The sequence below is a fragment of the Acinetobacter sp. AOR12_HL genome (assembly GCF_027855275.1).
GTDB classification, from domain to species: domain Bacteria; phylum Pseudomonadota; class Gammaproteobacteria; order Pseudomonadales; family Moraxellaceae; genus Acinetobacter; species Acinetobacter baumannii.
In genome coordinates this window covers 149,961-174,537 of sequence record NZ_JAKTIJ010000005.1, presented here as the reverse complement: position 1 = coordinate 174,537, position 24,577 = coordinate 149,961, and the positions used below count along the sequence as shown (strand labels likewise).

The window sequence follows — 24,577 nt, the reverse complement described above, 5'->3', positions numbered from 1 at the left end:
TTTTGGAAAACATTATGGCCTATATTACTTTAAGGGATGTCCAACTTGCTTTTGGCGGACCTGCCCTGCTCGATGGCGCGAACTTCAACCTAGAACGTGGCGAACGAGTCTGTTTAATTGGTCGTAATGGTGAAGGTAAGTCTACTTTACTTAAACTCATTGAGGGAAGCCTACTACCAGATTCTGGTGAAGTTTCTGTCCAAAATGGTTTAACTGTTTCTATGTTAGCCCAAGATGTTCCAATGTCATCGGGCAAAGTTGCAGATATTGTAGCAGAAGGTGCAGGAGAAGCTGCTGCCGTACTTAAAGCCTATCATGAAGCAAGTGATGCCTGTGTACTTGGTGACATGGAAGCTTGCGATCGTATGGGATCTTTACAGCATAAACTTGACCAACTTGATGGATGGGCATTAGAAAATAAGGTCAACACGATTTTAGGTAAAATGGAGTTAGATCCGAATGCAGATCTAGCCGACCTATCGGGTGGTCGTAAACGTCGTGTTTTACTTGCCCGCGCCCTACTTACCCAACCAGATGTGTTATTACTCGATGAGCCAACTAACCACTTAGATGTTGAAAGTATTGAGTGGCTTGAGAAATTCCTGCTTGATCAAAATAATTTAACCTTACTCTTTATTTCGCATGACCGTTCTTTTGTAGACCGCCTTGCAACTCGTATTGTGGAATTGGATCGCGGCATATTACGCAGCTATGAAGGAAACTATTCTCGTTACCTTGACCTCAAAGCTCAGCAACTTGAAGCTGAAGAAAAACAAAATGCCTTGTTTGAAAAGAAACTTGCCGAAGAAGAAGCATGGATTCGTCAAGGTATTAAAGCACGTCGTACACGTAATGAAGGTCGTGTTCGTGCCCTTAAAGCATTACGAGAAGAGTCAAAAGCTCGCCGTTTCCAACAAGGCAAAGTCAATATGGGCGTTCAAGAAGCACAACGCTCAGGCAAACTTGTATTTGATATTGAACATCTAAGCGTAAGCTACGATGGACAAACCCTCATTAGAGATTTCTCTGCCATTGTTATGCGCGGTGACCGCATTGGTTTGGTCGGTGATAACGGCGTAGGAAAGACTACTTTAATTAAAGCGATCTTAGGCGAAGTTCAGCACGAAGGTGTTGTCAAAACAGGAACTCAGCTTGAAATTGCTTACTTCGACCAATTACGTAATCAGCTTGATCTTGAAAAGTCGGTTTCTGAAAACGTTTCTGAAGGTTCAGATTTCGTTGATGTAAATGGTCAACGTCGCCATATTCTCAGTTACTTACAAGACTTCCTATTCTCTCCGGAACGAGCTCGTACACCAGTAAAAGCACTTTCTGGTGGTGAGCGTAATCGTGTCCTGTTAGCAAAACTATTGCTCAAGCCATCGAACCTGATTGTAATGGATGAGCCAACGAATGACTTAGATATGGTCACACTTGAGCTACTTGAGGAGATGTTGTCTGAATATAAAGGTACTTTGCTCCTAATTAGCCATGACCGTGCTTTTATGGACAACGTTGTGACATCAACTTGGGTATTTGATGGCAAAGGCGGTATTGCAGAATATATCGGTGGTTATCAGGACTATTTGATTCAGCGTCCAAACGAGAGAGTCGTTGACCAAAAAGGCGATGTAAAAAAAGCTCAGGCTAAAGCAGAAGCTGAAAAAAATGCAGCTCAAACGAACGTAAAAAAGGTCAAATTAAGCTACAAAGATCAACGTGAACTTGAGCAATTACCGGCAGAAATTGAAAAGTTAGAAAATGAGCAAGCTGAACTTTCTGACAAACTTGCTGACGGGTCATGGTTCGTAACGGATGCCGATGCGGCAACCAAAGCAAGCCAGCGTCTAGCAGAAATTGAAGAATTACTCCTTGAAAAGTTAGAGCGCTGGGATGAACTTGAGCAAATGAGTAAAGGCAGTTAATCAATAAAAAGGGCTTTAATTAAAGCCCTTTTTTTGGTTTTAGAATTTCTAGTAATTTCATAAAAGGCTTATATACAAATAAAGAGATGAAGCGAATTAAACGTTCAAATATCTGTAACTGTAAAACCATGCAAGTTAGGACAGCCAAAACAAGACTAATGAAAATATTAATCTCTACCGAATATTTAATGCTTAACTGATGGGTCAAAACAATAATTACAAAAGCATGCAATATATAAACTGGCAGTGTTTTTTGACCTAAACCAATCCAAGGTTGTTTAAAATTTTGAGTGAATACAAATAAACTCAAAACACCCATAGCCGATAGCAACATAATTACACTGCGGATCAGCACTCCTTGCCATAAATCTACATGTAACTGAATATAAGATAGACTCCCAAATAACCAATAATAACTATAATGGCTTATAGCGGCTACAATAGTAATTATTAATAATGTGATAACAGCAAATAATTTTTCATAAGGTAACTGCGGAATATACTGAAAAATAGTTTTACCATAGATCGCCCCAGTCATAAAAAAAGGTAAAAATACGAAAATTCTACCTATTGAATAACTATAATTATTGATAGGTGAAAATCCAATAAGTAAAGCTAAAATAATAGAAAATAGAACTGGATATGCTGTCTTTTTTAGGAAAAAAGCTAAAAGCGTCCAAATTCCCATGCTAAATAAATACCAAAGCACCCAATAAGGTTTAGCAAACCATAAGAATTGAAATGTTCCATTCCAAAGACTTCCATTATAAAAAGCATCAAGCAATTGAAATAAAAGCTGAAACGGTAAATATAACGATAAAAAGTAAATTAACTTTTCTAGGATTTTCTCTTCTTTAAAAAATATTCCCGATATAAAAATAAAAGCGGGCATATGAACAAAGTAAATACTCCCTAAAATCGCTTGATTTAGAGGTTCGTTCCAGCCAATTAACCTTTCAAGGTAATGACCCAATACAACCAGAAAAATTAAGACACCTTTTGTGGCATCAATATGGAGATTTCTCATAAATTTCTATAAATTCAAGATATTCATATCATACTGAATTATTCTTATTTTTTGATTCAAAAAGACAATGAATAAAGTTTCGCTGTATACAAAACAATTATGTTATACCTATCAGTATAATAATATTTAAGGATATTTCCATGCTAGATCTCTCTCAAATTTTGGCATTTGGATTCATTTGTCTGGCGATGGTACTCACCCCTGGCCCAAACATGATTTATCTTATCTCTCGTTCCATTAGTCAGGGCAAACTCGCAGGTTTTATTTCTCTCGGTGGCGTTGCGGTTGGTTTTGTATTTTATATGCTCTGCGCTTCTTTCGGGATTACGGCACTTGTGGTCGCAGTTCCATATGCCTATGACACTATTCGTATTGCCGGTGCGATGTACTTACTTTGGTTAGCATGGAAAGCTTTACGCCCCAATGCCACACCTATTTTTAATGTTAAAGATTTAGCGGTTGACTCACCATTAAAGTTATTTTTAATGGGCTTTTTGACTAATTTACTTAATCCTAAAATTGCGATTATGTATTTATCTTTATTACCTCAGTTTATTCACCCACAACAAGGCAGTATTTTAGCGCAGTCTATCCAACTCGGGACTATACAAATTTTTGTAAGCGTTTCAGTAAATGCGCTGATTGTATTTTCTGCTGGTAGCATTGCTCTTTTTCTACAAAAAAAACCACTTTGGGCAAGCATTCAACGCTGGGTCATGGGTACAGTATTAGCCGGCCTTGCGGTTCGTATTCTTCTAGAACACCGCCGATAACCCGCTTTATTTTTCTTTATCGCGTCTAAACCTTCAATTTACTCCTGTGTATTACGACGATAAATTCAGTTCGTGATACACTTTTGGCAGTTTTAACTTTTTAAATTCTTTATATCGTTATGAGCCAAAAGCAGCCTTATACGCCCGGTGAGTTTCAATGGTCCTTTTTGTTGCCTAAATATTGGGGTGTGTGGATTGCGATTACTTTCCTGATGCTTTTGGCTATTTTACCGTGGGCAATTCAATGGCGTTTGGCTCACGGGTTGGCAAATATCGCTTGGAAATATTTAAAATCTCGTCGTAAAACCACAATTCGTAATTTAGAAGTTTGCTTTCCAGAATGGACACCTGAAAAAGTACAGCAACAAGCAAAACAAGTTTTTGTGGATATGATGCTTGGGGTATTTGAAACTTTAAACGCATGGTATAAGCCTTACTGGTTTAAAAACCGTGTCACTATTGAAGGCTTAGAACACATTACCAATGCTCAAGCTCAAGGCAAAGGTGTTTTATTGCTTGGTACACATAGTACTTTACTCGATGCAGGTGGTTATGTATGTGCCCAATATTTCGAGCCGGATGTTGTGTATCGCCCTCAAAATAACCCCCTCCTCGATATGCTAATTTATCGTTGCCGCGGCACAATTTATAAAGCACAAATTGATCATGATGACATGCGTGGTTTGATTCGTCATCTTAAAGAGGGTGATGCAATTTGGTATAGTCCCGATCAAGACTTTGGGCTTAAACAAGGTGTTATGGCACCATTTTTTGGAGTCCCAGCTGCCACTGTAACCGCTCACCGTCGTTTATTAAAAATCTCGAAGGCGGTTGCTGTTCCTTTATATTTTTATCGTCATGGCAATGTACAAGACCCTAAATATCATATTTTGATTGAACCTGCGGTTGACAATATGCCAAGTGAAGATGAAGTCGATGATGCAACGCGTGTGAATAAGATTATTGAGAACCAGCTTCGTATCGCACCAACTCAATATATGTGGTTTCACCGTCGTTTTAAGACACGTCCTGAGGGATATGAAGAGATTTATTAAGATAAGGCTGTAATAATTTTAGATTAGTAATAGGCACAGCCTCGATTTAAAGTGATATTCAAATACTTTCGGATATGCAGACCTTACTTTTTAGGGATAAAAAGTAAGCAAAAATCCTTTGTTCCGCTGATGTTACATCCTTGTAACACAACGCAACAGCGACATCCATGTCGCTATCACGATAGTAAACTCTGGATAATGATTTAGTTTGAGATGATGTATCTATGGATGATCCATCTTTTATGAACGTATAAGGCAAAAAATAATGAAAGTGATGCAACTTCTCCCAGAACTTAATAGCGGTGGCGTAGAACGCGGCACACTGGAAATTGCACGTGCACTGGTTGCACAAGGTCATCAGTCTCTAGTTGTGTCTAATGGCGGGCGTTTGGTCTCACAACTTGAAGCTGAAGGTTCCACACACTTAACGTTACCTATCCATAAAAAATCATTGTCGAGCTTGTGGCAAATCCGTCCATTACGTCAGCTTATTGAAGAGCACCAACCAGACATTGTACATGTGCGCTCTCGCGTACCTGCGTGGCTAACCCACTTCGCTTTAAGAAAAATACCAGCGAATAAACGCCCTCACCTCATTAGCACGGTACATGGTTTCTATTCAGTTAATCGTTATAGTGCGATCATGACTCAGGCAGAAAAAGTGATCGCTGTTTCTGACAGCGTAGTTAAATACATCACAGACCATTATAAAAACTGTCCACCACAAGATATTGTCCGGATTTATCGAGGAATTGACCCTGCTGCTTTTCCGCATAACTACCAACCTTCAGCACAGTGGTTTAACCAGGTCTTTAACGACTTTCCCGAACTCGAAAATAAATTTTTACTTTGCCTACCTGGCCGTATCACGCGTTTAAAAGGACATGAAAGTTTAATTGAACTGATGCAGCAACTTCATTCGCAATATCCTCAACTGCATGCTGTTGTTGTGGGTGGGGCTGATGTAAAAAAACAAGCCTATTTAAGTGAGTTGCAAAACACCATTCAAAGCAAAGGACTTGCAGATAAAATTACCTTTGTAGGACATCGCTCAGATATACGCGAATGGCTCGCTTTTAGCGATATAGTGCTCTCTCTATCCAATCAAGCAGAAACATTCGGTAGAACAGCATTAGAAGCGCTGTCAGTCGGTACGCCAGTGATTGGTTGGAACCGTGGAGGTGTTGCCGAGATTTTATCTCATGTGTACCCGCAGGGTCTTGTTGAAGCAGAAAATGAAAAAGCTTTATTAGAAATAGTAAAGCATCATATTGAACAACCTCAAACAGTCGCTCCTGTGACAATGTTTAGTTTAAAAGATATGTGTGACCAAACCCTTGAGCTATATCAAAGTGTATTGAAATAACCCAATAAAAAAACCCGCGATGTTCGCGGGTTTTTTTTTGACTAAAAAACTTCTCTATTACTTAAGAGATGCTTCATAAGCAGCAGCTTTTTCATAGTCGTACTGTTTTTCCCATTTACTGATTACAAGTACAGCAAGCGCGTTACCTACAACGTTCAACGCAGTACGAGCCATATCCATGATACGGTCAACACCAGCAATAAATGCTAAGCCTTCTACAGGAATACCAACACTGCCTAATGTCGCCAATAACACAACAAATGATACCCCAGGAACACCTGCAATACCTTTAGAAGTAATCATTAATGTTACAACTAAAATCACTTGTTGGCTGATTGACATTTCAATACCGTAAAGCTGTGCAATAAAGATTGCTGCGATACTTTGGTAAAGCGTAGAACCGTCAAGGTTAAATGAATAACCAGTTGGGATTACAAAACTAGAAATCGCTTTTGGCGCACCATAAGCTTCCATTTTTTGCATAATACGCGGTAAAACTGTTTCCGAACTTGCAGTCGAATACGCCAAAATTAATTCATCTTTCAAAATCTTAAACAAAGTAAAGATATTGATGCTGAACATTTTTGCAGTAATACCTAAAACCACTAAAGCAAAGAATAAGATTGCACCATAAACCAATACAACCAATTTACCCAATGGAATAAGCGAAGCAAAACCGAAGTTTGCAACAGTTACAGCGATTAAGCCAAATACACCTACTGGCGCATATTTCATGATGATGTGTGTTACACGGAACATTGTTTCCGATACAGCATGAAATACATTTAATAATGGGTCTTTTGTTGTTGCTGGTAATGAAGATAAACCTATACCAAATAGCACAGCAAAGAAAATCACAGGCAACATTTCGCCATGCGCCATTGAACTAATAATGTTCGTTGGGATAAGCGATAATATCGTCTGGATAATACCATGAGACTGTGACTGTACTTCTTCAGTTGTATGCTTATATTGAGAAATATCAGTTTGTACCAGTTGAGACATATCAATGCCTGAACCTGGATGGAAGATATTCGCTGCAAACAAGCCAACCAAAATAGCAATAGTAGTAATAATTTCGAAATAGAGAATGGTTTTAAAACCAAGACGCCCTAGACTTTTTGTACTGCCAACACCAGCAATACCTAAAATCAATGTAGAGAAAACGATTGGGATTACAATCATTTTAATCAGGCTAATAAAGATCTTACCTAATGGAGTAAGAACGTTATTTACAATACTATCTTTGATTTCAGGCTGGTTATGTAAAACAGCCCCGACAACTATCCCTAGGATTAAAGCAATTAAAATTTGCCATGCAAGGCTAAATTTAAAATTCTTCATAAGACAATCCTTATGCACCGCAAAGTATCAAATATGAGAGGGAGAAGACCACTACTTTAGAGTGAAACCTCAATATGTACACGAATTTCCAAACAGAAATTTAAATGCACAAGCAAATCACAACCCGCCGATCCGGCGAAGTAAACAACAATGCCTGTTGACGATCCAACATGTCAACGATCGGCACATTCTATTGAGATTTGCCAATTAAACAAGTCCAATTTATATCTAAATAGGTCAAAGCCTAGATTTATCCGTCAATAATCTATAAAAACAAAAACTTAACAAAAAAGTTTTTTGTATCCATTTTCATTAAAAATTGCTCAGATATATAAAAAAATTTATGGACGATGACTTATAATTAAGTAGATTTTAAAATTAAGAATACCTTAAAAATATTGGTTTTATTTACAACGAATTAAATGGTATATCTATAAAATATCAACCCGAGTTCTGCGTCCTGCAAAACTCGGGTAAATGAGGTTGTGCTTTCAGGGTATATAATTCTTTTTATCGCTTCCGTTCTAACATCTTATCCGTGATGTCTTCCATATCAGCTTAGTGCATCCTTACTTGGGATTATCCATTCCCGCTTCCGTGTACCGATGAATGTAGAATACGGGTTTTAACTCTGCCTGCCTATTGGACCTAGACTCAAATCTTTGTACGTTATTGCTTACAACTCACTTTATATATTTTTCTCTTTATAAGGCTGTGCAATTTCATCAGTCACGATTTTTTCTTCTTTTTCAGCTTTAGCAATACCTTCTTGTATCGCGGCTTGAGCTTCTTCTTCATCGGCTTGAGTTTGTTCTAGTTCCTCGTGAATCTCTTCAAATATTCGACCTGTTTGTAAAACGACATAGACAGGAAAATGGTCTGATCCAATATGAGATAAACGCTGCATTTTTACTAAACCGAAGTCTGTACTATGAAAGATATGGTCAAGTGACCAGCGCAATAAAGGATAGTCCGCATGAAAAGTATTAATAAAATGCCGCCCCACCCGTGGATCGAGTAGCCCACTAATACGTTGAAATAAACGGGTTGTTCGTGACCACGCTACGTCGTTTAAATCCCCCATCACAATACAACTTTCATCAAGATCTTTAATTTGATCTCCGACAATTAAAAGCTCAGCGTCACGCAGTGTTGAATCTTTTGCTTCAGTTGGGCTAGGTGGCTTAGGATGTAAACAGTAGAGCTGAACAGGCATGCCAGATCGCAAAATTACCGTGGTATGAATAGAAGGTATTTCATTACTTAAAATGAATTTAACCTCAGTATTTTTAAGCGGTAACCGGCTATATAAATGCATTCCGTATAAATTATCTAAAGGTACGGGCACACGGTATGGATAATCTTTCTCGATCTCTTTTAAAGCATTTTCCCAAGTTGTATCGCTCTCTAAAGTAAGCAATAAATCAGGTTTTAAAGTCCGTACATGCTCAAGTAATAAATGATATTTATCATTCGGGGTGAGCACATTAGAAACTATCAGTGAAATCTGTTTTGTAGGATCTAGCTGATGCTGTTTGACCTTTTTAACCTGTTTTTTCCAAAACAGCGTATACGGTAAAACCATTTTAAGTTGGTAGGCAATCGCTGCGATGAGTACCGCAAGCAACAGCTCACGCCATACATCCCATTCGGTCGGCCAAAACAACATACCAATTAAAGCAATTAAGCCAATAAACAGAATTTGTAATCTTGGAAAATCTGCACCTCGAAACCACCACTCATCACGAGGAATAAGTGACCAGAAGCTTAACCAAATCACCACTACTGCCAGTACTTCGATATAAATCATTGAAATTACTCTTTTAAGATGATTTGTTTTTTAATGTTTTTGTCATCTTTATCAATTTTGTATGTAACATAAACAAGATATTCTACTCAATAAAATTGCTGTTTTGATTCTGTAACGCTTGCAGTTGTGAGCACTTTTGATACACTCAACTCCCCCTTTAACAATTTTAACGCACCGAGGCAAAATGACATGAAAGTAGGTCTGGTCGGTTGGCGCGGGATGGTCGGTTCCGTCCTTATGCAACGTATGGTTGAAGAGAATGATTTTGCTCATATTGAGCCATTCTACTTCTCTACCAGTAATGCAGGTGGTGAAGCTCCTTCATTTGGTGGTAAGACTGCCCCAGCACTTATGGAAGCTACAGACATTACCAGTCTGAAGCAAATGGATGTCATTATTACCTGTCAAGGTGGTGACTACACGTCTGAAGTTTTCCCAAAGTTAAAAGCAACTGGTTGGGATGGCTACTGGATTGATGCGGCATCTACTTTACGTATGACTGATGATGCAATCATCGTTCTTGATCCGGTTAACCTTAATGTAATTAAAGACGGCTTAGCGAAAGGTACTAAAACTTTCGTTGGTGGTAACTGTACAGTATCACTCATGTTGATGGGTGTTGGCGCACTTTTCCAAAATAATTTGGTTGAGTGGATGACTGCGATGACTTATCAAGCGGCATCAGGCGCTGGCGCACAAAACATGCGTGAGTTGTTAACAGGTATGGGTTATTTATATAACAATACCAAGACTTTGTTAGATGATCCTAAATCTGCAATTCTTGATATTGACCGTCAAGTTGCCGAGTTACAACGCGGTGAGGGTTTCCCTTCTGCGAACTTTGGTGTGCCACTTGCTGGTTCATTAATTCCTTACATTGATAAACAGCTTGAAAGCGGTCAGTCAAAAGAAGAGTGGAAAGGACAAGTTGAGACCAACAAGATCTTAGGTAACTCTCAAATCGTTCCTATCGATGGTCACTGTGTTCGTATCGGTGCAATGCGTTGCCACTCTCAAGCATTAACCATCAAATTGAAAAAAGATGTTCCGCTTGATGAGATCGAAGATATGATTCGTAACTCAAACCAGTGGGCTAAAGTTGTACCAAATACACGTGAAGCATCAATGACTGATCTTACACCTGTTGCTGTAACTGGTACCCTAACTGTACCTGTAGGTCGTTTACGTAAACTCAATATGGGTAAAGAGTACCTCGGCGCATTCACAGTAGGTGATCAGTTACTTTGGGGTGCTGCTGAGCCTCTACGTCGTATGTTACGTATTTTAGTAGAATACAAAAGCTCATAATTTGATCTGAATTATTCAGTCAAAATAAAAAGCCGATCACATTTGATCGGCTTTTTCGTAACTGGTTTGTAAAAAATTAACAATTTATTTACATTCCATTATTGTATAATTTTGAACGACTTTACGACTGATCAGGTCATGGATTGAGATGACTGCATATAACAAATTAAAAATTGCCATTTTCACCATTATGTCTTCGCCTTCTCTTTATGCGATTACATTAGATCCTATTCAAATTCAATCTGCACCTGGGGAATTACTTTATGCAGAAATGAATTTTCAGCAAGCAGATCCTAATACCCCATTGCAAGTCAGTTTGGCTACTCAAGATGATCTCAATGGTTTGGGAGTAACTCATCAACCTCCGGGCAACCTAAACTTTTATACACGCCAAAATGGTCAGGGTTCTGGCGTTATTGTGATTACCTCATCGCGTCCTATTATCGATCCTGAACTGAATATTGTCGTAAAAGTCAGTGAAGGTAACGCAACCCGTCTTCAACATATTAAAACCGTTTTAAAGCCATCGCCTATAAAAAAGGCCGCCATGAACGAAAGTCCACTTTCACCGCAATTTATCGTAAATGAAAAAGATATCGCATTAAATTTACCTGAAAGTACTCAGTACACATCTACTGAAAATACATCAACGGTGGCAGAAACCACAAGTAATGAACATAATCTAAATATTAGCACTGGAACTGCTCCAGCTTTGAATAGTTCTAGCCCTGCTCCTGTGGCTCCTTTTACCGAAAAACCTTCGACTCAAACACTTCAGCCAACTATAGCTACAATGAATACCGAATCATCGGCTGTAGAGAAACAACCTTCGACTTCACTCAAATCAAGTGATGGCAATCAAACAACTACCGTCAAAAAAGCAGCGCAATCTAAAACTGCCCAACAAAAAAATGTATTAAGTAAAAATACGCCGAAAAAGCAAAAAATTAGCGCTTATAAAGGCCCGGTACCTACTGGTAAATATGTCGTACAACGTAACGAGTCTTTATGGAGTATTGCCAATCGTATTGCAGCACAGACCAAACAACCTGTGGCTAAAGTCATGCGAGATATCCAAGCACAAAACCGACATGCGTTTATTCAAGGTGATGTAAACCGTTTACGTCAGGGAAGTTCGCTAAACTTAACAACAAATGCAACTAAAGCTTCCCATTTAAAACCTAAATCGAGTGAAGCTCACTTGGCAAAACCCTCTTCTGGCAGAGCTAAATATCGTTTACAACAAGCTGAAATGAGCATTGTGGCAGAGAACAGCCCAAATTCTGCTCATGGAAGTGCAAAAAAGAGCACACAACAAAGTCAAAACAATACTGAGTTAGCAGTAAAAGTTATGACAACTCGTAAAAAAACCGTTACATTACAAAGGAATGTAACCAAACTAAATCAAACTTTAAGTTTAAAAGACCAACGTATTCAACTCTTGAATGCGCGTTTGGCAGAGTTACAACAGCAATTACAGGCACAGCAACAAACTCACAAGCAAAAACATTAAGTTAAAACCAGAGTTAGCACGCTTTATATTGCAAATATTTATTTTTTAAGGGGAAAGTAATGTTATATGTGATTCCGTTTATCATATTACTCGTGGTCGCCGTTATTTTAAAAAAACGCGAGAATAGTCAAAAACAAGAGGCCACTTCCCCAAAAAATATAAATAGAAAATCTGGCAAAAAAGCGAGTGCTAAATCAAGCAAAAGTGCGCGTGAAAAAACCAAAGCCAAGGTCATTGAGGAAAATACTCCTGCTATCCCTCAAAGTAATCCTGTACCGGAAGCTTTACGACACAATATCCAACAGCTCATTCAAGAAAAACAGTTTTCAGCAGCTGAAGCTCAAGTCAATCAGGCGCTAAAAAAAGATAATACTCAACATGAACTGTATTTATTACTTCTTGAAATTCATATTGCTCAGAAAGATGAATTTGCAATTCAACAGTTGATTAGCCATATTCGTAGCTTAGGTTTAAATGAAATAGCAGCTCAAGCAGAAACTCGACAAAAAGAATATGAATCATCCAGACAACCTGATGCTATTGATTTCCCTCAAGCTCAAACATATGAAGAACCGAAAAACACAGATATAACGGCTCAGTTCGATGAATTAACAACAAGTTCTTCCGAGGCTTCTTTTGATGACCTACAGAAAGACTATACCCCTGTAAAACAAGAACCAGCTGTTGAAATTGAACCTTTAGAGTTTAACTTTTCATTCGAACAGACTTCGACTACGGAAAATACCAACCAACCGGCACAACAACCTGAATTATCATCCACTCAAGAAACAAATGAGCTGGCCGATTTAGAGTTTTCTTTTGACTTGGCCCCTCTGCATGAAACTGAGGAAAAATCTCAAGCAGTAGAGGTAAAAGCAGACCAAGAAAATAGCATCAATGCATTAGATTTTAACCTTGACTTAAATCCTTCAAGTTCAGAGACGAAATCTGTTGAACACGCTCCATCATTAGATGAAATTAAACTCGTAGAACAAGCCCCATTAGAAGCGAATTCTATCGCACCTCTTGAGTTTTCATTAGATGAGCCTGCCTTAGTTACAGCGCCAGAGATTGAAATTCAAAATAATGAGGTAGTAAACGAAAGGGTTACTCCAACCCAAATAGAGGATCCGCTTTTAGAAGCTTTTCCAGAATTAAAACAAATAAATGAAAATGAACTCGATTTAAAATTGGCTGAACAATACATTAAGTTTGGAGCGAACCAAGCAGCGCGTAATTTACTACAGGGTGATGAGCAAAAATTCAACACAGAACAACAACAACATGCGAAAAACCTACTTAATCGCATAGCTTCTTAGAACTGTTCGATTTACCATAAGCAGTCAGAGATGACTGCTTTTTTATGCCTGCAAAAAGATGAAAAAAATAGCTTTATTTTATATGGGTGGTACTTTTGGTTGCATTGGTGAACCTTTAGCTCCTATGCCTTATGACCAATTCCTACCTCAACTTGAGAAAGTGATTCCCCCACACTTAACAGTTGATTGCTTTGCTGCGCCCAATATTGTCGATAGCAGTGCATGTACAGCACCTGACTGGTTACGCCTAATTCAACGCATACAACAACTACAACTAGAAGGCTATCAGCATTTTGTTGTGATTCATGGTACAGATACGCTCAGTTATGCAGCTGCGACTTTAGCTCGCTTTTTAGGGCAAAGCTGTCATATTGTGATTACTGGTAGCCAATACCCGTTACTCAATATTCAAGGTGATAACACCCGTGAATTTACTGATGCAATTGAAAACTTATATCTTGCATTAGAGCAGGTCATTGCACTTCCGGTTGGTGCTTATCTCGCATTCCACCATCAAGTATTTCACGCACAAACTGCATTAAAAACGCATACCACTGAACTTGATGCATTTTCAGGGTTAAGTAGTAACGTTGAGTTTACGCCTCAGCAAAATGAATTGATCGTACAAGATGCTCAAATTGAAAAAGCTGCTTCCTTTCAGCTTTTAAACTGGATGATGCAACCGATTGCAACACAGCATTTAGTACAACAATTACGTCACTTACTTCCTGCCCCACCACACTTTTTAGTGTTGCAAGGTTTTGGTACAGGTAATATCGCCGTAAACGATGAATTTTTGGCAACATTAGATGAACTCTATGCTCGTGGATGTGTACCAATTTTGGCGACACAAGTGACTTTTGGGGGTATTGACCAACGTTATGCAATTAGTGCTTGGGCCAAAACTGCAAAAATTGCCATTAATGATGCCCATAGCCATGCAGATCTCTATGCAAAAGCACTTCAAATCTATTTAAAATACCCAACCCCAGAACAATGGTTGAACCATTGGAATGAAAATCTGCATTAAATAGAGGTGAAGCCATGCAACGTTATGCGGTCGGTATTGAATTTAGTGGTATTCAATATCGAGGTTGGCAAACACAACAGCCAGGCGTTGCCAGCGTTCAGGAAACTATAGAGCGTGTACTCAGCAAAATCGCTGATGAACCAATCACACTTCACGGTGCTGGTCGAACAGATGCAGGAGTACATGCAACAAATATGGTGGCTCATTTTGACACCAATGCAATTCGTCCAGAGCGTGGATGGATCATGGGAGCAAATAGCCAACTTCCTAAGGATATTTCAATTCAGTGGATTAAACAGATGGATGAAGAGTTCCATGCACGTTTTAAAGCCACTGCTCGTCGCTACCGCTATGTTGTATATAACGCTCCACATCGCCCTGCACTTTTACATAAACAAGTCACGCATATTTATCAAAAATTAGACGTGCAAAAAATGATTAAAGCTGCCAGCAAATTTGAAGGTACGCATAACTTTGAAACCTTCCGTGCAGCAGCCTGCCAGTCAAATCAACCTGTACGACATGTAAAGCATTGCCGTTTGTTTGAACATGGACGTTATTTGGTTTTAGATATTCAAGCTGATGGCTTTTTACATCATATGGTTCGAAATATTATGGGTTGCTTACTTGAAATTGGGCAAGGCATGTATGAAATCGACCATATTGATACAATGTTCGCAGCCGAAGATCGAAAGGCAGCAGGAATTACCGCCCCACCTGATGGTCTCTATTTTATTCAATGTTATTATCCCGAGCAGTTTGACTTACCACAACCACCGCTCGGGCCACATTGGTTAAACCTACCTGAGTAGGCTTAACCAATTTTTAGTTCTAACGGTGTTGCTTACGCTTACGGTACTCAACCGGTGTTTCGTTAGTCCAGCGCTTAAACGCGCGGTAGAATGTACTCGGTTCAGAAAAACCAGTTAAATACACAATACGCTCAACACTTTCATTAGTATTTGCTAAAAGTTTTTTAGCTAAACGACAACGGTAGTCAGAAAGTATTTGCTGGAAGCTGGTATTTGCTTCACTTAACTGCGTCCGTAAACGACGCGGCGTAATATTTAATTGTGCCGCTACGGTTTCTAGCGTCGTTTCTCCACTTTCAAGTGTCGAACCAATCGCACGACGAACCTCACCCACTAAATCATAACGGGCAAGTTCTTGTAACTTTTCAATTGCCAATTGTTCATGCAATTGAAGTAATTCAGGCTCTGCCTGCCAAAGCTGAAAATCTAAAATGGCAGGGTCAAAATATAGCCGTGTTTCTTTCTGCCCTAAGCTTACCGGACAGCCATAGACGCGGAAGTATTCATCTTCAGAAGCACCTTCACTGAAATTAAAATCAATGAAGATCGGATGAAACTGGCCTTCGGTAATAAATTTGAAGAATCTGAGCACACCTGAAATCGCACATTCTGAAAAATGACGATTAACAAGATTGTCTGCCCCTACCTGCTCACCATTGGTCAAATAGCAGCGTCCATCTTCAACCACCAGTTTTGCATCAAATGCATCACTAATGAGACGCTGGTAAGCCAAAGCTCGCTTAAGCCCTTCACCAAAAGTTTCACTACTAATAAATAAATGTTCAATCACCTGACCACGGTACAAAGGTAAATGCTCACCTAAATGCAAACCGATGTCTGGATCTTTACTGACTTCTTGAGCAGCAGTCCAAAAGGCATACTGCGCACTTAACGGAGTACGTGCGTTTGTATCGACCTGATTTAAAGCGACTCCCGCTTTAGTTAATATTTCTTCTGTTGGCAATCCTGCACGACGAATTGCTTGATAGCCAAAACGTAATACAACTGATGCATCTGTTAGCTGACCCACGCAGTGCCCTTCCATGTAGATACTTCATTGATACTTAGGAGCTGTTGACTCTTTATGCATGAACAGTCCCTAATAACTATGATTTTAGATTAGCGTTGATTGACCAAACTGACAACAGAATTAGAGTTCTTTTGTGAAAAAAATTACATCTTTTTTTATTAGTCATACTTTAACCAGATGCTTTCACAAGAAGATGTCTATCTTGTTTTTTTTAAATAAATTGACTATAATTTGCGCCTTTCCAATTTGATCATCAGGTAGGCTATGGCCAATAAAGAGGAACTCATTGAGTTCGAAGGCGTTGTCACCGAAACGCTTCCTAATACGATGTTCCGTGTACGTCTTGAAAACGGTCACGAAGTTATTGCACACATTTCTGGTAAAATGCGTAAACACTATATTCGTATTCTTACTGGCGACAGTGTGAAAGTCGAAATGACTCCATATGACTTAACCAAAGGTCGTATTACGTACCGTGCTCGCTAATTAGTGAATGCAAAAAAGCCACTTCATCATGTGGCTTTTTTATTGTGTTTTTTATTCACTTAATCGACTGGTTTTACATCCCACCGTTTGGCATTCACGCAATCTTTCTTGCAGCCAATGGTTTCTTTCTTGCGTTGTCTGTAAACGACACTGCACGTCTACGCTATTTCTATTAGAATCTGTACATTCAGCATCACGTTGGCGTATCCAAGCAAGCTGCGACTTCTTAAGCGTATTTCTTTGTGCTGTATTTAATTTCGCTCTTAATGCCTGATAATTCTTATTCAGGTCTGCATCAGCACTCGCATAGATTTTATTGGTACAGTAAATATCATCATAAGTATTACGAGCACTATCACAGTTATCAGCATAGACCGCGGTTATTCCGAAACACAAAAAGGCAAAAACTATTTTTTTCATACTCTTCTTCCTTAAGTTTTGGGCAATTATTATTAGTCTGTAAATATAAGAATAAGTCTAAAGGCAAACTCACCTTCTATTTATCATAATCCTGCTTTTTTACTTTACAAGTTAGCAAATCCAACCTATTGTTCTTTAATGATAAATATAATTCTATATAGAGAAAAAATGAATATATCTACCTTATGTCAAATGAGTTTGCTTTCATTCATGCTGCTTAATATTAACGGCTGTGCTAGTCATCCACGCCAATCTATAGATTTACAAGAATATTTAAAAAATTTTATAGGCAAATCATCTACAACGATTCAGCAAGATCTCAACTTACGGAGTCTTGGCTTTCAAGTCGCCCGCACACCACAAAAAACTTCTGATCAACTTATTTATACAATTTTACGGCCCTTAAGCATCCCAATTCCGATGGTGAGTAATGTCGATATGAGAGGTGGTTCTATTCCTGTGCAATCAGGAAATTTGAGCGGCAACTCTTATGATATTAACTTTAATTGCAAGGTTATTTTTAAGCTCAAAAATGACATTGCCGAGTCTATTCAATACGAAGGTAAAGCTTGCTAAACACAACCATAAAAAAACGCAGCTTTAAGCTGCGTTTTTTAGCAAAGTAGCGATTAAGCAAGAGCAGCAACGACTGCTTCACCCATCTCGGCTGTACCTACTTTAGTCATGCCTTCAGACATAATATCGGCTGTACGTAAACCTTGATCAAGTACTTGCCCTACTGCATCTTCAATTGCTTTAGCAGCAGCTTCTTCACGGAAGGTATAACGAAGCATCATCGCAACTGAAAGTATGGTTGCCAACGGGTTTGCAACGTTTTGCCCTGCAATATCAGGCGCTGAACCATGACAAGGTTCATACATGCCTTTGCCATTTTCATCTAAAGAAGCCGATGGCAACATACCAATTGAGCCGGTAAGCATTGCTGCTTCATCAGACAAGATATCGCCAAACAAGTTACCTGTCACGATTACATCAAACTGTTTAGGCGCACGTACAAGCTGCATGGCAGCATTGTCCACATACATATGTGAAAGCTGAATATTTGGATAATTGGCTTGCTGTAAATCTGTGACCGTTTGCTTCCAAAGCTCTGTTACTTCTAAAACATTGGCTTTATCTACAGAACACACTTTACCGCCACGTAATCCTGCAAGTTCAAAAGCAACTTTTGCAATACGCTTAATTTCGCTTTCAGAATAAACGTCAGTGTTATACCCCTGTTTTTCACCATTTTCGAGTTCACGAATACCACGTGGTTGACCAAAATAGATACCACCAGTCAATTCACGAACGATCAAAATATCTAAACCAGCAACTATCTCAGGTTTTAAGCTAGAAGCATCAGCTAATTGTGGATATAAGATCGCTGGGCGCAAATTAGCAAATAAGTTAAGTTCACTACGAATTTTTAAAAGACCGCGTTCAGGACGGATAGAACGTTCAATAGTGTCCCACTTTGGTCCACCAACAGCACCTAATAAAATGGCATCAGCCTTCTTTGCTTGCTCGCTAGTTACAGCTGGATACGGCTCTCCATGAGCATCAATCGCTGCACCACCTAACAAGCCATGTTCCCAAGTCAACGACAAATTAAATTTTTCATTTACTTTATTTAATACTTTTTCTGCTGCCCCAACAATTTCAGGACCAATCCCATCGCCAGCCAAAATTAAAATCTGTTTAGACATGAAGTTTTCCATTTTCAAAGACAAGACAGCGTTATGACTGCCGTGGTGTTAGTTTTTTCTGTTCGAGAAATTCACCTAGTCCTGTGGTGACATCAAATGGTCGACAAAAACGGCGAATTACCCGCCCATCCTGCTCTAAGTCAACACATAATGGATCTGGTACAGAAACATTTAGCAAACTACCCGAACGGTTAGATTTGTCTCGGTACATTTTAAACATATAGCGATGGTTAGCTTTGAATTGGTGAATAACATGAATCGTTTCAGCCCGATCTGGAGAAATCGGATAATAACGAATCACCACTTCATATTGTTTGGCAGGCACAGATAGATACAAACTATTGCTTTGACTTAACACCGAACCATTTAATCTCACAATTCCTTGATGAATTGCCTGATTACTAATACGACGTGTCTGTGCATCAACAACAGTAATATCATTTAGCCGTTCAAATTCGCAACTTTTTGCGCCCGAACAATATATTGCTGCATTCTGCCCCAAATTTTCTTGTTCAGCCTGCTTAATACGAACAGTATCCACTACATTGTAAGTGCTCTGACAAGCACTTAGTGTTATCGCGCACAGGCTCAACAAAAAGCTATGAGTAACGTTCCTCTTCATTGTTCAAGCCCAATCCTCATCTAGTGCATAATTTTAAGCTGTTGTTATGCTTTAGCATGTTAGCAAGAGTTTGAACACGACGCCATGACTATGTTTAAAATGTACCGAAAGGTTAATTTATCTCTTGGAATACCCAAGGACGAACCTGTTTGGTTTTTTCTTCATAAGCGCGAATTGCATCCGCATTTTGAAGTGTCAAGCCAATATCATCCAAACCATTTAACAAGCAATGCTTACGAAATGGATCTACTTCGAATTTAAATGCTTCGCCAGTTGGTGTACGAACTTCTTGCGCAGCCAAATCAATTGTTAATTGATATCCTTCTTGCGCAGCACATTCCTTAAATAACTGATCAACAGTGTCTTCAGGCAAAATGACTGGCAACATACCGTTTTTAAAACAGTTATTAAAGAAAATATCAGCAAAGCTTGGCGCAATAACAGTGCGGAAACCATATTCGTTTAATGCCCAAGGCGCATGCTCACGGCTTGAACCACAACCAAAGTTAGTACGAGCAATTAAAACGGTTGCACCTTGATAGCGAGGCTGATTTAAAACGAAATCCGGATTTTTTGGACGTACTGAATTGTCTTGTCCCGGATAGCCTTCGTCTAAATAACGAAGTTCATCAAATAAGTTGTCGCCAAAACCTGTACGTTTAATCGACTTTAAAAACTGTTTTGGAATAATTAAATCTGTATCAACATTGGCACGATCTAATGGTGCAACGATACCTTGTTCAACTGTATAAGCTTTCATGGTTTGCTCCAGACCGAATTAAAATGAACGAACGTCAACAAAATGACCTGCAATCGCAGCCGCTGCGGCCATTGCCGGACTGACCAAGTGAGTGCGACCGCCATTACCCTGACGGCCTTCAAAGTTACGATTAGACGTCGATGCACAATGCTCACCTGGTTGTAACTTGTCTGCATTCATTGCCAAGCACATTGAGCAACCCGGCTCACGCCACTCAAAGCCAGCTTCCAAGAAAATTTTATCCAAACCTTCTTTTTCTGCCTGTTGTTTAACTAAACCAGAACCCGGAACAATCATGGCTTGCTTAATGCTAGGTGCCACTTTACGACCTTTAACTACTTCAGCAGCAGCACGAATATCTTCAATACGTGAATTCGTACAAGAACCGATAAAGACACGATCAAGTTGAATATCAGCTAATGCCTGACCTGCATTTAAGCCCATATACTGATAAGCACGTGTCCAGTCATTGCGTTGTACGTCATCTTTCGCTTGTTCTAAAGTTGGTACAGCTTTCGACACCGGAATAACCATCTCAGGTGAAGTACCCCAAGACACTTGTGGTTCAATCTCCGCACCATTTAATTCAACAACTGCATCAAACACAGCATCGTCATCTGAATGCAATGTGTTCCAGTAAGCAACGGCTTGTTCCCATTGCTCACCTTTTGGTGCATAGCTACGACCTTTTACGTATTCAATGGTTTTATCATCAACAGCAACCATACCCACACGAGCACCAGCTTCGATCGCCATGTTACATACCGTCATACGTCCTTCAATCGACATATCACGGAATACCTGACCACCAAATTCGATTGCATAGCCCGTACCGCCAGCAGTACCAATTTTACCGATAATGGCCAACACTACATCTTTTGGTGTTACACCCTTACCTAAAACGCCATCGACGCGAACCAACATGTTTTTAGATTTTTTCTGAACCAAACATTGTGTTGCTAACACATGTTCAACTTCAGATGTCCCAATACCATGTGCCAAGCAACCAAAAGCACCGTGAGTCGCTGTATGTGAGTCACCACACACCACCGTCATACCCGGCAAAGTTAAGCCCTGTTCAGGCCCAACAACATGCACAATTCCTTGGCGAATATCATTAATACCGAATTCAACAATATTAAATGCCTTACAGTTATCATCTAAGGTCTGAACCTGAATACGAGATGTATCATCTTCAATACCAGCGATGCCCTGATCACGTTCTTTTTTAGAGGTTGGAACGTTGTGGTCTGGGGTAGCTACATTTGCACTTAAACGCCATGGTTGACGACCAGCAAGTTGCAAACCTTCAAATGCTTGTGGACTTGTTACTTCATGCAATAAATGACGGTCGATATAAAGTAAGCACGAACCATCATCACGCTGAGTAACTACGTGGTCATCCCACAATTTGTCATATAAAGTTTTGCCTGCCATGTCGTCTTGCTCCATTGGACTGGGTAATTCTAATCTTTCTTCGATTATAGCCAGAGTTTTACATAAATCTAATTTATCATTTTTATAAATTAGAAAACTTTTAGGAATCATTCCTGAATGTTTTAATATCGGTCAAAATATATAAATCGGATTTGCTAATGATTATCATTTGCATAATCCATTTTTAATCTTATACTCTCATCTCTATACTAAAAATATCAAATACAGGTAGAGAGAATGGTTATGGCTAATATTCAAAAATTCGTTGTTAATAATCAACGTACATTAAAGAAAACCTTAAGTTACTACATAATGCATATTACGGTAGCCATGTTAGTTGCCTACTTTGTAACGGGTAATATTTGGATGGCTTTAACATTAAGTATGTTAGAACCAACAGTACAAGCTTTTGCATTTTTCTTTCATGAAAAAGTATGGGCAGCAAAAGACCGCCGTATATCAGCTTTAAGCGAAAACGAGACGACTGCTTAGATTAAGATTAATACGCTAAATCACAACTTTATAGAACGTTGAGCTGCAAGCATGATACGATTTTGGCTTGGCAACTTTAGCCTCTCTCGATTTTTCTATTCCAAGTAGAGTTGTATTATGAATCTTGCAGCCTTTGAAGCTTTTGTAAAAGTTATGGAAACAGGTTCGATCTCTGTGGCTGCAGATCAACTATTTATTACTCAACCTGCTGTCACCAAACGTATTCATAGCCTAGAAGAGTACTTTGGCGTAAAGCTATTTGAGTCGGCAGGCCGTGGGGTTCAAGCAACTCATGCTGCCCATTCATTATTACCAAAAGTTAAAAGCTGGTTAAATGAACTTCGTGATATTCACCACACGCTAAGTCATGAGCAAACCCAAATACAAGGTCGTTTAAAAATCGGGACGAGTCATCACATCGGTTTGCATCACTTGCCTGCTCCGCTTAAACACTTTGTTCAGCAGTTTCCTCAAGTCACGCTAGACGTACATTTTGTTGATTCCGAACAAGCACACGAACAGGTACTTGCTGGCGATTTAGAGTTAGCTTTTTTAACACTCCCGCCCTCAGGTGATGAGCGTCTTAACTATATTACGATCTGGAATGATCCTTTAGTTTTTGTAGCTGCTCCATTTCATCCATTGGCTCAAAAAAAGAATTTAACCTTACAAGATTTAATTGAATATCCAAGTTTGCTGCCTGCCGCACAGACTTATACAGCTCAAATCACTTTAGCTGAGTTTGAAAAACAAGGCCTTAAACCGAAAATTACCATGAGCAATAACCCACTAGAGTCAATTCGTATGTTGGTTTCTATTGGTTTAGGTTGGTCAGTTTTACCAAAAACTCTGCTGAATCAAGATATGCAGCAGCTTGATTTAAATGTCGAGATGAACCGTCAGCTAGGTATGGTATGGCATCCTGCACGTACTCAATCTAGAGCCATGCAGGAACTAATTAAAATGATGCAGGAGTAGTCAATTAAATCGACCAGTCCTGAATTTCCCAGTTGTGCTCTTGAGCTAACTTTTCAAGGCGATCATCAGGGTTGACTGCAATCGCATGCGTTGCATATTCAAGTAAAAAACGGTCATTAATTGAATCTGAATAAGCCCAAGACTCAGAAACGCTACGACCGTCCAGCCATGCCTCAAGACGTGCAAGTTTGCCCTTTTGATAACACGCTAAACCCGCCACTTTACCTGTATATTTACCATCAGCAACCTCGGCGTTAGTTGCTAAGATTTCAGTAATTCCAAATTCACGGAAAATCGGCGCAGTAATAAAATCACTTGTTGCTGTAATACCTACAATGGTATGGCCTAAATCTTGATGTTTTTTGATTGCATCAAAACCTTTTGGTCGCATTTGAGGGCGGATCACTTTTTCCATAAACAACTGATGAAGCTCAGTTAAGTAGTTATTGTCATGCTTTGTTAGAAAGCCGAAAACAAACTCATTATAAGCATATGGATCTAGTTGCCCTGCTTTGTAGTCTTCATAAAATTTATCATTCATCTGACGATGATGAATCGGATCAACCAAACCTTCATTGACTAAAAATTCACCCCACGAGTGGTCTGAATCGGTATTTAACAAGGTATGGTCTAAATCAAACAACGCCAGTTTCATGAAAATTCTCGTTTAAACTGAAATTTAAGAAAAAAAATGTAAATCTATCTCCGCTAGTCGATAGAAATTCGTTAAGATCGTAACAATTTAAACATTTTACTTTGATCTTTTCGAGCTGGACATAAAAAAGTGTTTGTCCCCGTGATCGAAGTCAACGATATAGACAATATTTAGGTAGCCAAATGATCGACTCAGAAGGTTTCCGACCCAATGTCGGGATCATTTTGGCAAACGATGATGGACAGGTTTTATGGGCAAAGCGCATTGGTCACAATGCTTGGCAATTTCCACAAGGAGGCATCCAGTTTGGAGAAACCCCTGAACAGGCACTTTTTCGAGAACTGAGAGAAGAAATCGGCTTATTGCCCGAGCATGTCCAGATTATTGCGCAAACCAAAGGATGGCTGCGTTATCGTTTGCCACATCGGTATATTCGGTCAGACTCTGACCCCGTATGTATCGGACAGAAACAGAAATGGTTTTTACTGAAGTTAACTGCGCCTGCAAAAAACATTCAGTTAAACCTCGCCGACCCGCCTGAATTCGATGAATGGCAGTGGGTTAGCTATTGGTATCCTCTTGGTCAAGTGGTGAACTTCAAACGTGATGTTTACCGTAAAGCCATGGTGGAGTTGTGTACACAGTTGCCAGTGCAACAATTACCCTAAAAATCATTTATCTAGCAAATGATTTTTATTAAAAGTGC

The 24,577-nt window shown here is 39.2% G+C and carries 24 protein-coding genes; 14 read left to right on the top strand and 10 right to left on the bottom strand.

Annotated features, from left to right (window positions below):
• Positions 1 to 14: 14 nt before the first annotated feature.
• Positions 15 to 1,925, top strand: a complete 1,911-nt coding sequence (locus tag MKL36_RS01885) for an ATP-binding cassette domain-containing protein (protein ID WP_000323469.1) — start codon at positions 15 to 17, stop codon at positions 1,923 to 1,925.
• 19 nt (positions 1,926 to 1,944) lie between these two features.
• On the opposite strand, the gene MKL36_RS01880 is transcribed toward MKL36_RS01885, so the two are convergent.
• Positions 1,945 to 2,952 (bottom strand): acyltransferase family protein, encoded by a 1,008-nt coding sequence (locus MKL36_RS01880; protein ID WP_001245077.1) that lies wholly within the window; start codon positions 2,950 to 2,952, stop codon positions 1,945 to 1,947.
• Between the two features lie 140 nt (positions 2,953 to 3,092).
• Between MKL36_RS01880 and MKL36_RS01875 the strand changes: the two genes are divergently transcribed.
• From MKL36_RS01875 to MKL36_RS01865, 3 genes are all read left to right on the top strand, one after another.
• A complete protein-coding gene (locus tag MKL36_RS01875; RefSeq protein WP_000886290.1) occupies positions 3,093 to 3,725 on the top strand; it encodes a LysE family translocator in 633 nt (210 codons plus the stop codon).
• Positions 3,726 to 3,844: 119 nt separating this feature from the next.
• Entirely contained in the window at positions 3,845 to 4,780 is a 936-nt protein-coding gene (locus MKL36_RS01870; protein WP_000078868.1) for an LpxL/LpxP family acyltransferase, read from the top strand.
• 265 nt (positions 4,781 to 5,045) lie between these two features.
• Positions 5,046 to 6,146: a glycosyltransferase family 4 protein gene (locus MKL36_RS01865; RefSeq protein ID WP_000867095.1), complete on the top strand. Its 1,101-nt coding sequence runs from the start codon at positions 5,046 to 5,048 to the stop codon at positions 6,144 to 6,146.
• A 57-nt stretch (positions 6,147 to 6,203) separates the two neighbouring features.
• Here MKL36_RS01865 and gltP read toward each other — a convergent pair whose 3' ends face one another.
• Positions 6,204 to 7,490 carry a glutamate/aspartate:proton symporter GltP gene (gltP, locus tag MKL36_RS01860; protein WP_000787677.1) on the bottom strand — a complete coding sequence of 429 codons (1,287 nt, stop codon included), beginning with the start codon at positions 7,488 to 7,490 and terminating at the stop codon, positions 6,204 to 6,206.
• Between the two features lie 688 nt (positions 7,491 to 8,178).
• Positions 8,179 to 9,300, bottom strand: a complete 1,122-nt coding sequence (locus MKL36_RS01855; RefSeq protein WP_000639217.1) for an endonuclease/exonuclease/phosphatase family protein — start codon at positions 9,298 to 9,300, stop codon at positions 8,179 to 8,181.
• A gap of 189 nt (positions 9,301 to 9,489) precedes the next feature.
• On the opposite strand from MKL36_RS01855, the gene asd reads away from it, so the two are divergent.
• The 5 genes from asd (at position 9,490) to truA (ending at position 15,282) form a co-directional block, all read left to right on the top strand.
• Positions 9,490 to 10,608 (top strand): aspartate-semialdehyde dehydrogenase, encoded by a 1,119-nt coding sequence (gene asd / locus MKL36_RS01850; RefSeq protein WP_000862762.1) that lies wholly within the window; start codon positions 9,490 to 9,492, stop codon positions 10,606 to 10,608.
• Positions 10,609 to 10,756: 148 nt separating this feature from the next.
• Positions 10,757 to 12,121: a type IV pilus assembly protein FimV gene (locus tag MKL36_RS01845; protein WP_021511352.1), complete on the top strand. Its 1,365-nt coding sequence runs from the start codon at positions 10,757 to 10,759 to the stop codon at positions 12,119 to 12,121.
• A gap of 59 nt (positions 12,122 to 12,180) precedes the next feature.
• Positions 12,181 to 13,440 carry a hypothetical protein gene (locus tag MKL36_RS01840; RefSeq protein ID WP_021511353.1) on the top strand — a complete coding sequence of 420 codons (1,260 nt, stop codon included), beginning with the start codon at positions 12,181 to 12,183 and terminating at the stop codon, positions 13,438 to 13,440.
• 58 nt (positions 13,441 to 13,498) lie between these two features.
• Positions 13,499 to 14,470 carry an asparaginase gene (locus MKL36_RS01835; protein WP_021511354.1) on the top strand — a complete coding sequence of 324 codons (972 nt, stop codon included), beginning with the start codon at positions 13,499 to 13,501 and terminating at the stop codon, positions 14,468 to 14,470.
• A 14-nt stretch (positions 14,471 to 14,484) separates the two neighbouring features.
• Positions 14,485 to 15,282 (top strand): tRNA pseudouridine(38-40) synthase TruA, encoded by a 798-nt coding sequence (gene truA / locus MKL36_RS01830; RefSeq protein WP_001190102.1) that lies wholly within the window; start codon positions 14,485 to 14,487, stop codon positions 15,280 to 15,282.
• A gap of 19 nt (positions 15,283 to 15,301) precedes the next feature.
• Here the strand turns inward: truA and MKL36_RS01825 are convergent, their stop codons facing one another.
• Complete coding sequence (locus MKL36_RS01825) at positions 15,302 to 16,312, bottom strand: AraC family transcriptional regulator (RefSeq protein WP_002009591.1); 1,011 nt, start codon at positions 16,310 to 16,312, stop codon at positions 15,302 to 15,304.
• Positions 16,313 to 16,576: 264 nt separating this feature from the next.
• Here MKL36_RS01825 and infA point away from each other — a divergent pair, with 264 nt between their 5' ends.
• The gene (gene infA, locus MKL36_RS01820) at positions 16,577 to 16,798 is read left to right on the top strand and encodes a translation initiation factor IF-1 (protein WP_001284370.1); all 222 of its coding nucleotides are present in this window, start codon (positions 16,577 to 16,579) and stop codon (positions 16,796 to 16,798) included.
• A 51-nt stretch (positions 16,799 to 16,849) separates the two neighbouring features.
• Here the strand turns inward: infA and MKL36_RS01815 are convergent, their stop codons facing one another.
• Positions 16,850 to 17,218 carry a lysozyme inhibitor LprI family protein gene (locus MKL36_RS01815; RefSeq protein ID WP_000724602.1) on the bottom strand — a complete coding sequence of 123 codons (369 nt, stop codon included), beginning with the start codon at positions 17,216 to 17,218 and terminating at the stop codon, positions 16,850 to 16,852.
• Between the two features lie 168 nt (positions 17,219 to 17,386).
• Here MKL36_RS01815 and MKL36_RS01810 point away from each other — a divergent pair, with 168 nt between their 5' ends.
• Positions 17,387 to 17,794: a hypothetical protein gene (locus MKL36_RS01810; protein ID WP_002058669.1), complete on the top strand. Its 408-nt coding sequence runs from the start codon at positions 17,387 to 17,389 to the stop codon at positions 17,792 to 17,794.
• Positions 17,795 to 17,847: 53 nt separating this feature from the next.
• On the opposite strand, the gene leuB is transcribed toward MKL36_RS01810, so the two are convergent.
• The 4 genes from leuB to leuC all read right to left on the bottom strand — a co-directional run bounded on the left by leuB (position 17,848) and on the right by leuC (position 21,746).
• The gene (gene leuB / locus MKL36_RS01805; protein WP_000043186.1) at positions 17,848 to 18,927 is read right to left on the bottom strand and encodes a 3-isopropylmalate dehydrogenase; all 1,080 of its coding nucleotides are present in this window, start codon (positions 18,925 to 18,927) and stop codon (positions 17,848 to 17,850) included.
• A gap of 31 nt (positions 18,928 to 18,958) precedes the next feature.
• Positions 18,959 to 19,549, bottom strand: coding sequence for a hypothetical protein (locus MKL36_RS01800; RefSeq protein WP_001984507.1), 591 nt, complete (start codon positions 19,547 to 19,549; stop codon positions 18,959 to 18,961).
• 112 nt (positions 19,550 to 19,661) lie between these two features.
• Positions 19,662 to 20,309, bottom strand: a complete 648-nt coding sequence (gene leuD / locus MKL36_RS01795) for a 3-isopropylmalate dehydratase small subunit (RefSeq protein WP_000649453.1) — start codon at positions 20,307 to 20,309, stop codon at positions 19,662 to 19,664.
• 18 nt (positions 20,310 to 20,327) lie between these two features.
• Positions 20,328 to 21,746 carry a 3-isopropylmalate dehydratase large subunit gene (leuC, locus tag MKL36_RS01790; RefSeq protein WP_000907603.1) on the bottom strand — a complete coding sequence of 473 codons (1,419 nt, stop codon included), beginning with the start codon at positions 21,744 to 21,746 and terminating at the stop codon, positions 20,328 to 20,330.
• Between the two features lie 237 nt (positions 21,747 to 21,983).
• Between leuC and MKL36_RS01785 the strand changes: the two genes are divergently transcribed.
• Together MKL36_RS01785 and MKL36_RS01780 are read left to right on the top strand one after the other, a co-directional pair.
• Complete coding sequence (locus tag MKL36_RS01785; protein WP_000244900.1) at positions 21,984 to 22,238, top strand: DUF2061 domain-containing protein; 255 nt, start codon at positions 21,984 to 21,986, stop codon at positions 22,236 to 22,238.
• Between the two features lie 117 nt (positions 22,239 to 22,355).
• Entirely contained in the window at positions 22,356 to 23,216 is an 861-nt protein-coding gene (locus tag MKL36_RS01780) for a LysR family transcriptional regulator (protein WP_001046500.1), read from the top strand.
• 4 nt (positions 23,217 to 23,220) lie between these two features.
• On the opposite strand, the gene MKL36_RS01775 is transcribed toward MKL36_RS01780, so the two are convergent.
• The gene (locus MKL36_RS01775; RefSeq protein WP_021511355.1) at positions 23,221 to 23,871 is read right to left on the bottom strand and encodes an HAD family hydrolase; all 651 of its coding nucleotides are present in this window, start codon (positions 23,869 to 23,871) and stop codon (positions 23,221 to 23,223) included.
• A 182-nt stretch (positions 23,872 to 24,053) separates the two neighbouring features.
• On the opposite strand from MKL36_RS01775, the gene MKL36_RS01770 reads away from it, so the two are divergent.
• Positions 24,054 to 24,539, top strand: a complete 486-nt coding sequence (locus MKL36_RS01770; RefSeq protein WP_000567254.1) for an RNA pyrophosphohydrolase — start codon at positions 24,054 to 24,056, stop codon at positions 24,537 to 24,539.
• The last annotated feature ends 38 nt before the right edge of the window (positions 24,540 to 24,577 follow it).

Coding starts and splice junctions, on each gene's coding strand:
- gltP (WP_000787677.1), bottom strand. CDS start 7,490: ATGAAGAATTTTAAATTTAGCCTTGCATGGCAAATTTTAATTGCTTTA.
- MKL36_RS01800 (WP_001984507.1), bottom strand. CDS start 19,549: ATGAAGAGGAACGTTACTCATAGCTTTTTGTTGAGCCTGTGCGCGATA.
- MKL36_RS01835 (WP_021511354.1), top strand. CDS start 13,499: ATGAAAAAAATAGCTTTATTTTATATGGGTGGTACTTTTGGTTGCATT.
- MKL36_RS01770 (WP_000567254.1), top strand. CDS start 24,054: ATGATCGACTCAGAAGGTTTCCGACCCAATGTCGGGATCATTTTGGCA.
- MKL36_RS01875 (WP_000886290.1), top strand. CDS start 3,093: ATGCTAGATCTCTCTCAAATTTTGGCATTTGGATTCATTTGTCTGGCG.
- truA (WP_001190102.1), top strand. CDS start 14,485: ATGCAACGTTATGCGGTCGGTATTGAATTTAGTGGTATTCAATATCGA.
- MKL36_RS01855 (WP_000639217.1), bottom strand. CDS start 9,300: ATGATTTATATCGAAGTACTGGCAGTAGTGGTGATTTGGTTAAGCTTC.
- MKL36_RS01870 (WP_000078868.1), top strand. CDS start 3,845: ATGAGCCAAAAGCAGCCTTATACGCCCGGTGAGTTTCAATGGTCCTTT.
- MKL36_RS01785 (WP_000244900.1), top strand. CDS start 21,984: ATGGTTATGGCTAATATTCAAAAATTCGTTGTTAATAATCAACGTACA.
- leuC (WP_000907603.1), bottom strand. CDS start 21,746: ATGGCAGGCAAAACTTTATATGACAAATTGTGGGATGACCACGTAGTT.
- MKL36_RS01780 (WP_001046500.1), top strand. CDS start 22,356: ATGAATCTTGCAGCCTTTGAAGCTTTTGTAAAAGTTATGGAAACAGGT.
- leuD (WP_000649453.1), bottom strand. CDS start 20,309: ATGAAAGCTTATACAGTTGAACAAGGTATCGTTGCACCATTAGATCGT.
- MKL36_RS01885 (WP_000323469.1), top strand. CDS start 15: ATGGCCTATATTACTTTAAGGGATGTCCAACTTGCTTTTGGCGGACCT.
- MKL36_RS01815 (WP_000724602.1), bottom strand. CDS start 17,218: ATGAAAAAAATAGTTTTTGCCTTTTTGTGTTTCGGAATAACCGCGGTC.
- leuB (WP_000043186.1), bottom strand. CDS start 18,927: ATGTCTAAACAGATTTTAATTTTGGCTGGCGATGGGATTGGTCCTGAA.
- MKL36_RS01865 (WP_000867095.1), top strand. CDS start 5,046: ATGAAAGTGATGCAACTTCTCCCAGAACTTAATAGCGGTGGCGTAGAA.
- MKL36_RS01845 (WP_021511352.1), top strand. CDS start 10,757: ATGACTGCATATAACAAATTAAAAATTGCCATTTTCACCATTATGTCT.
- MKL36_RS01880 (WP_001245077.1), bottom strand. CDS start 2,952: ATGAGAAATCTCCATATTGATGCCACAAAAGGTGTCTTAATTTTTCTG.
- MKL36_RS01775 (WP_021511355.1), bottom strand. CDS start 23,871: ATGAAACTGGCGTTGTTTGATTTAGACCATACCTTGTTAAATACCGAT.
- infA (WP_001284370.1), top strand. CDS start 16,577: ATGGCCAATAAAGAGGAACTCATTGAGTTCGAAGGCGTTGTCACCGAA.
- MKL36_RS01840 (WP_021511353.1), top strand. CDS start 12,181: ATGTTATATGTGATTCCGTTTATCATATTACTCGTGGTCGCCGTTATT.
- asd (WP_000862762.1), top strand. CDS start 9,490: ATGAAAGTAGGTCTGGTCGGTTGGCGCGGGATGGTCGGTTCCGTCCTT.
- MKL36_RS01810 (WP_002058669.1), top strand. CDS start 17,387: ATGAATATATCTACCTTATGTCAAATGAGTTTGCTTTCATTCATGCTG.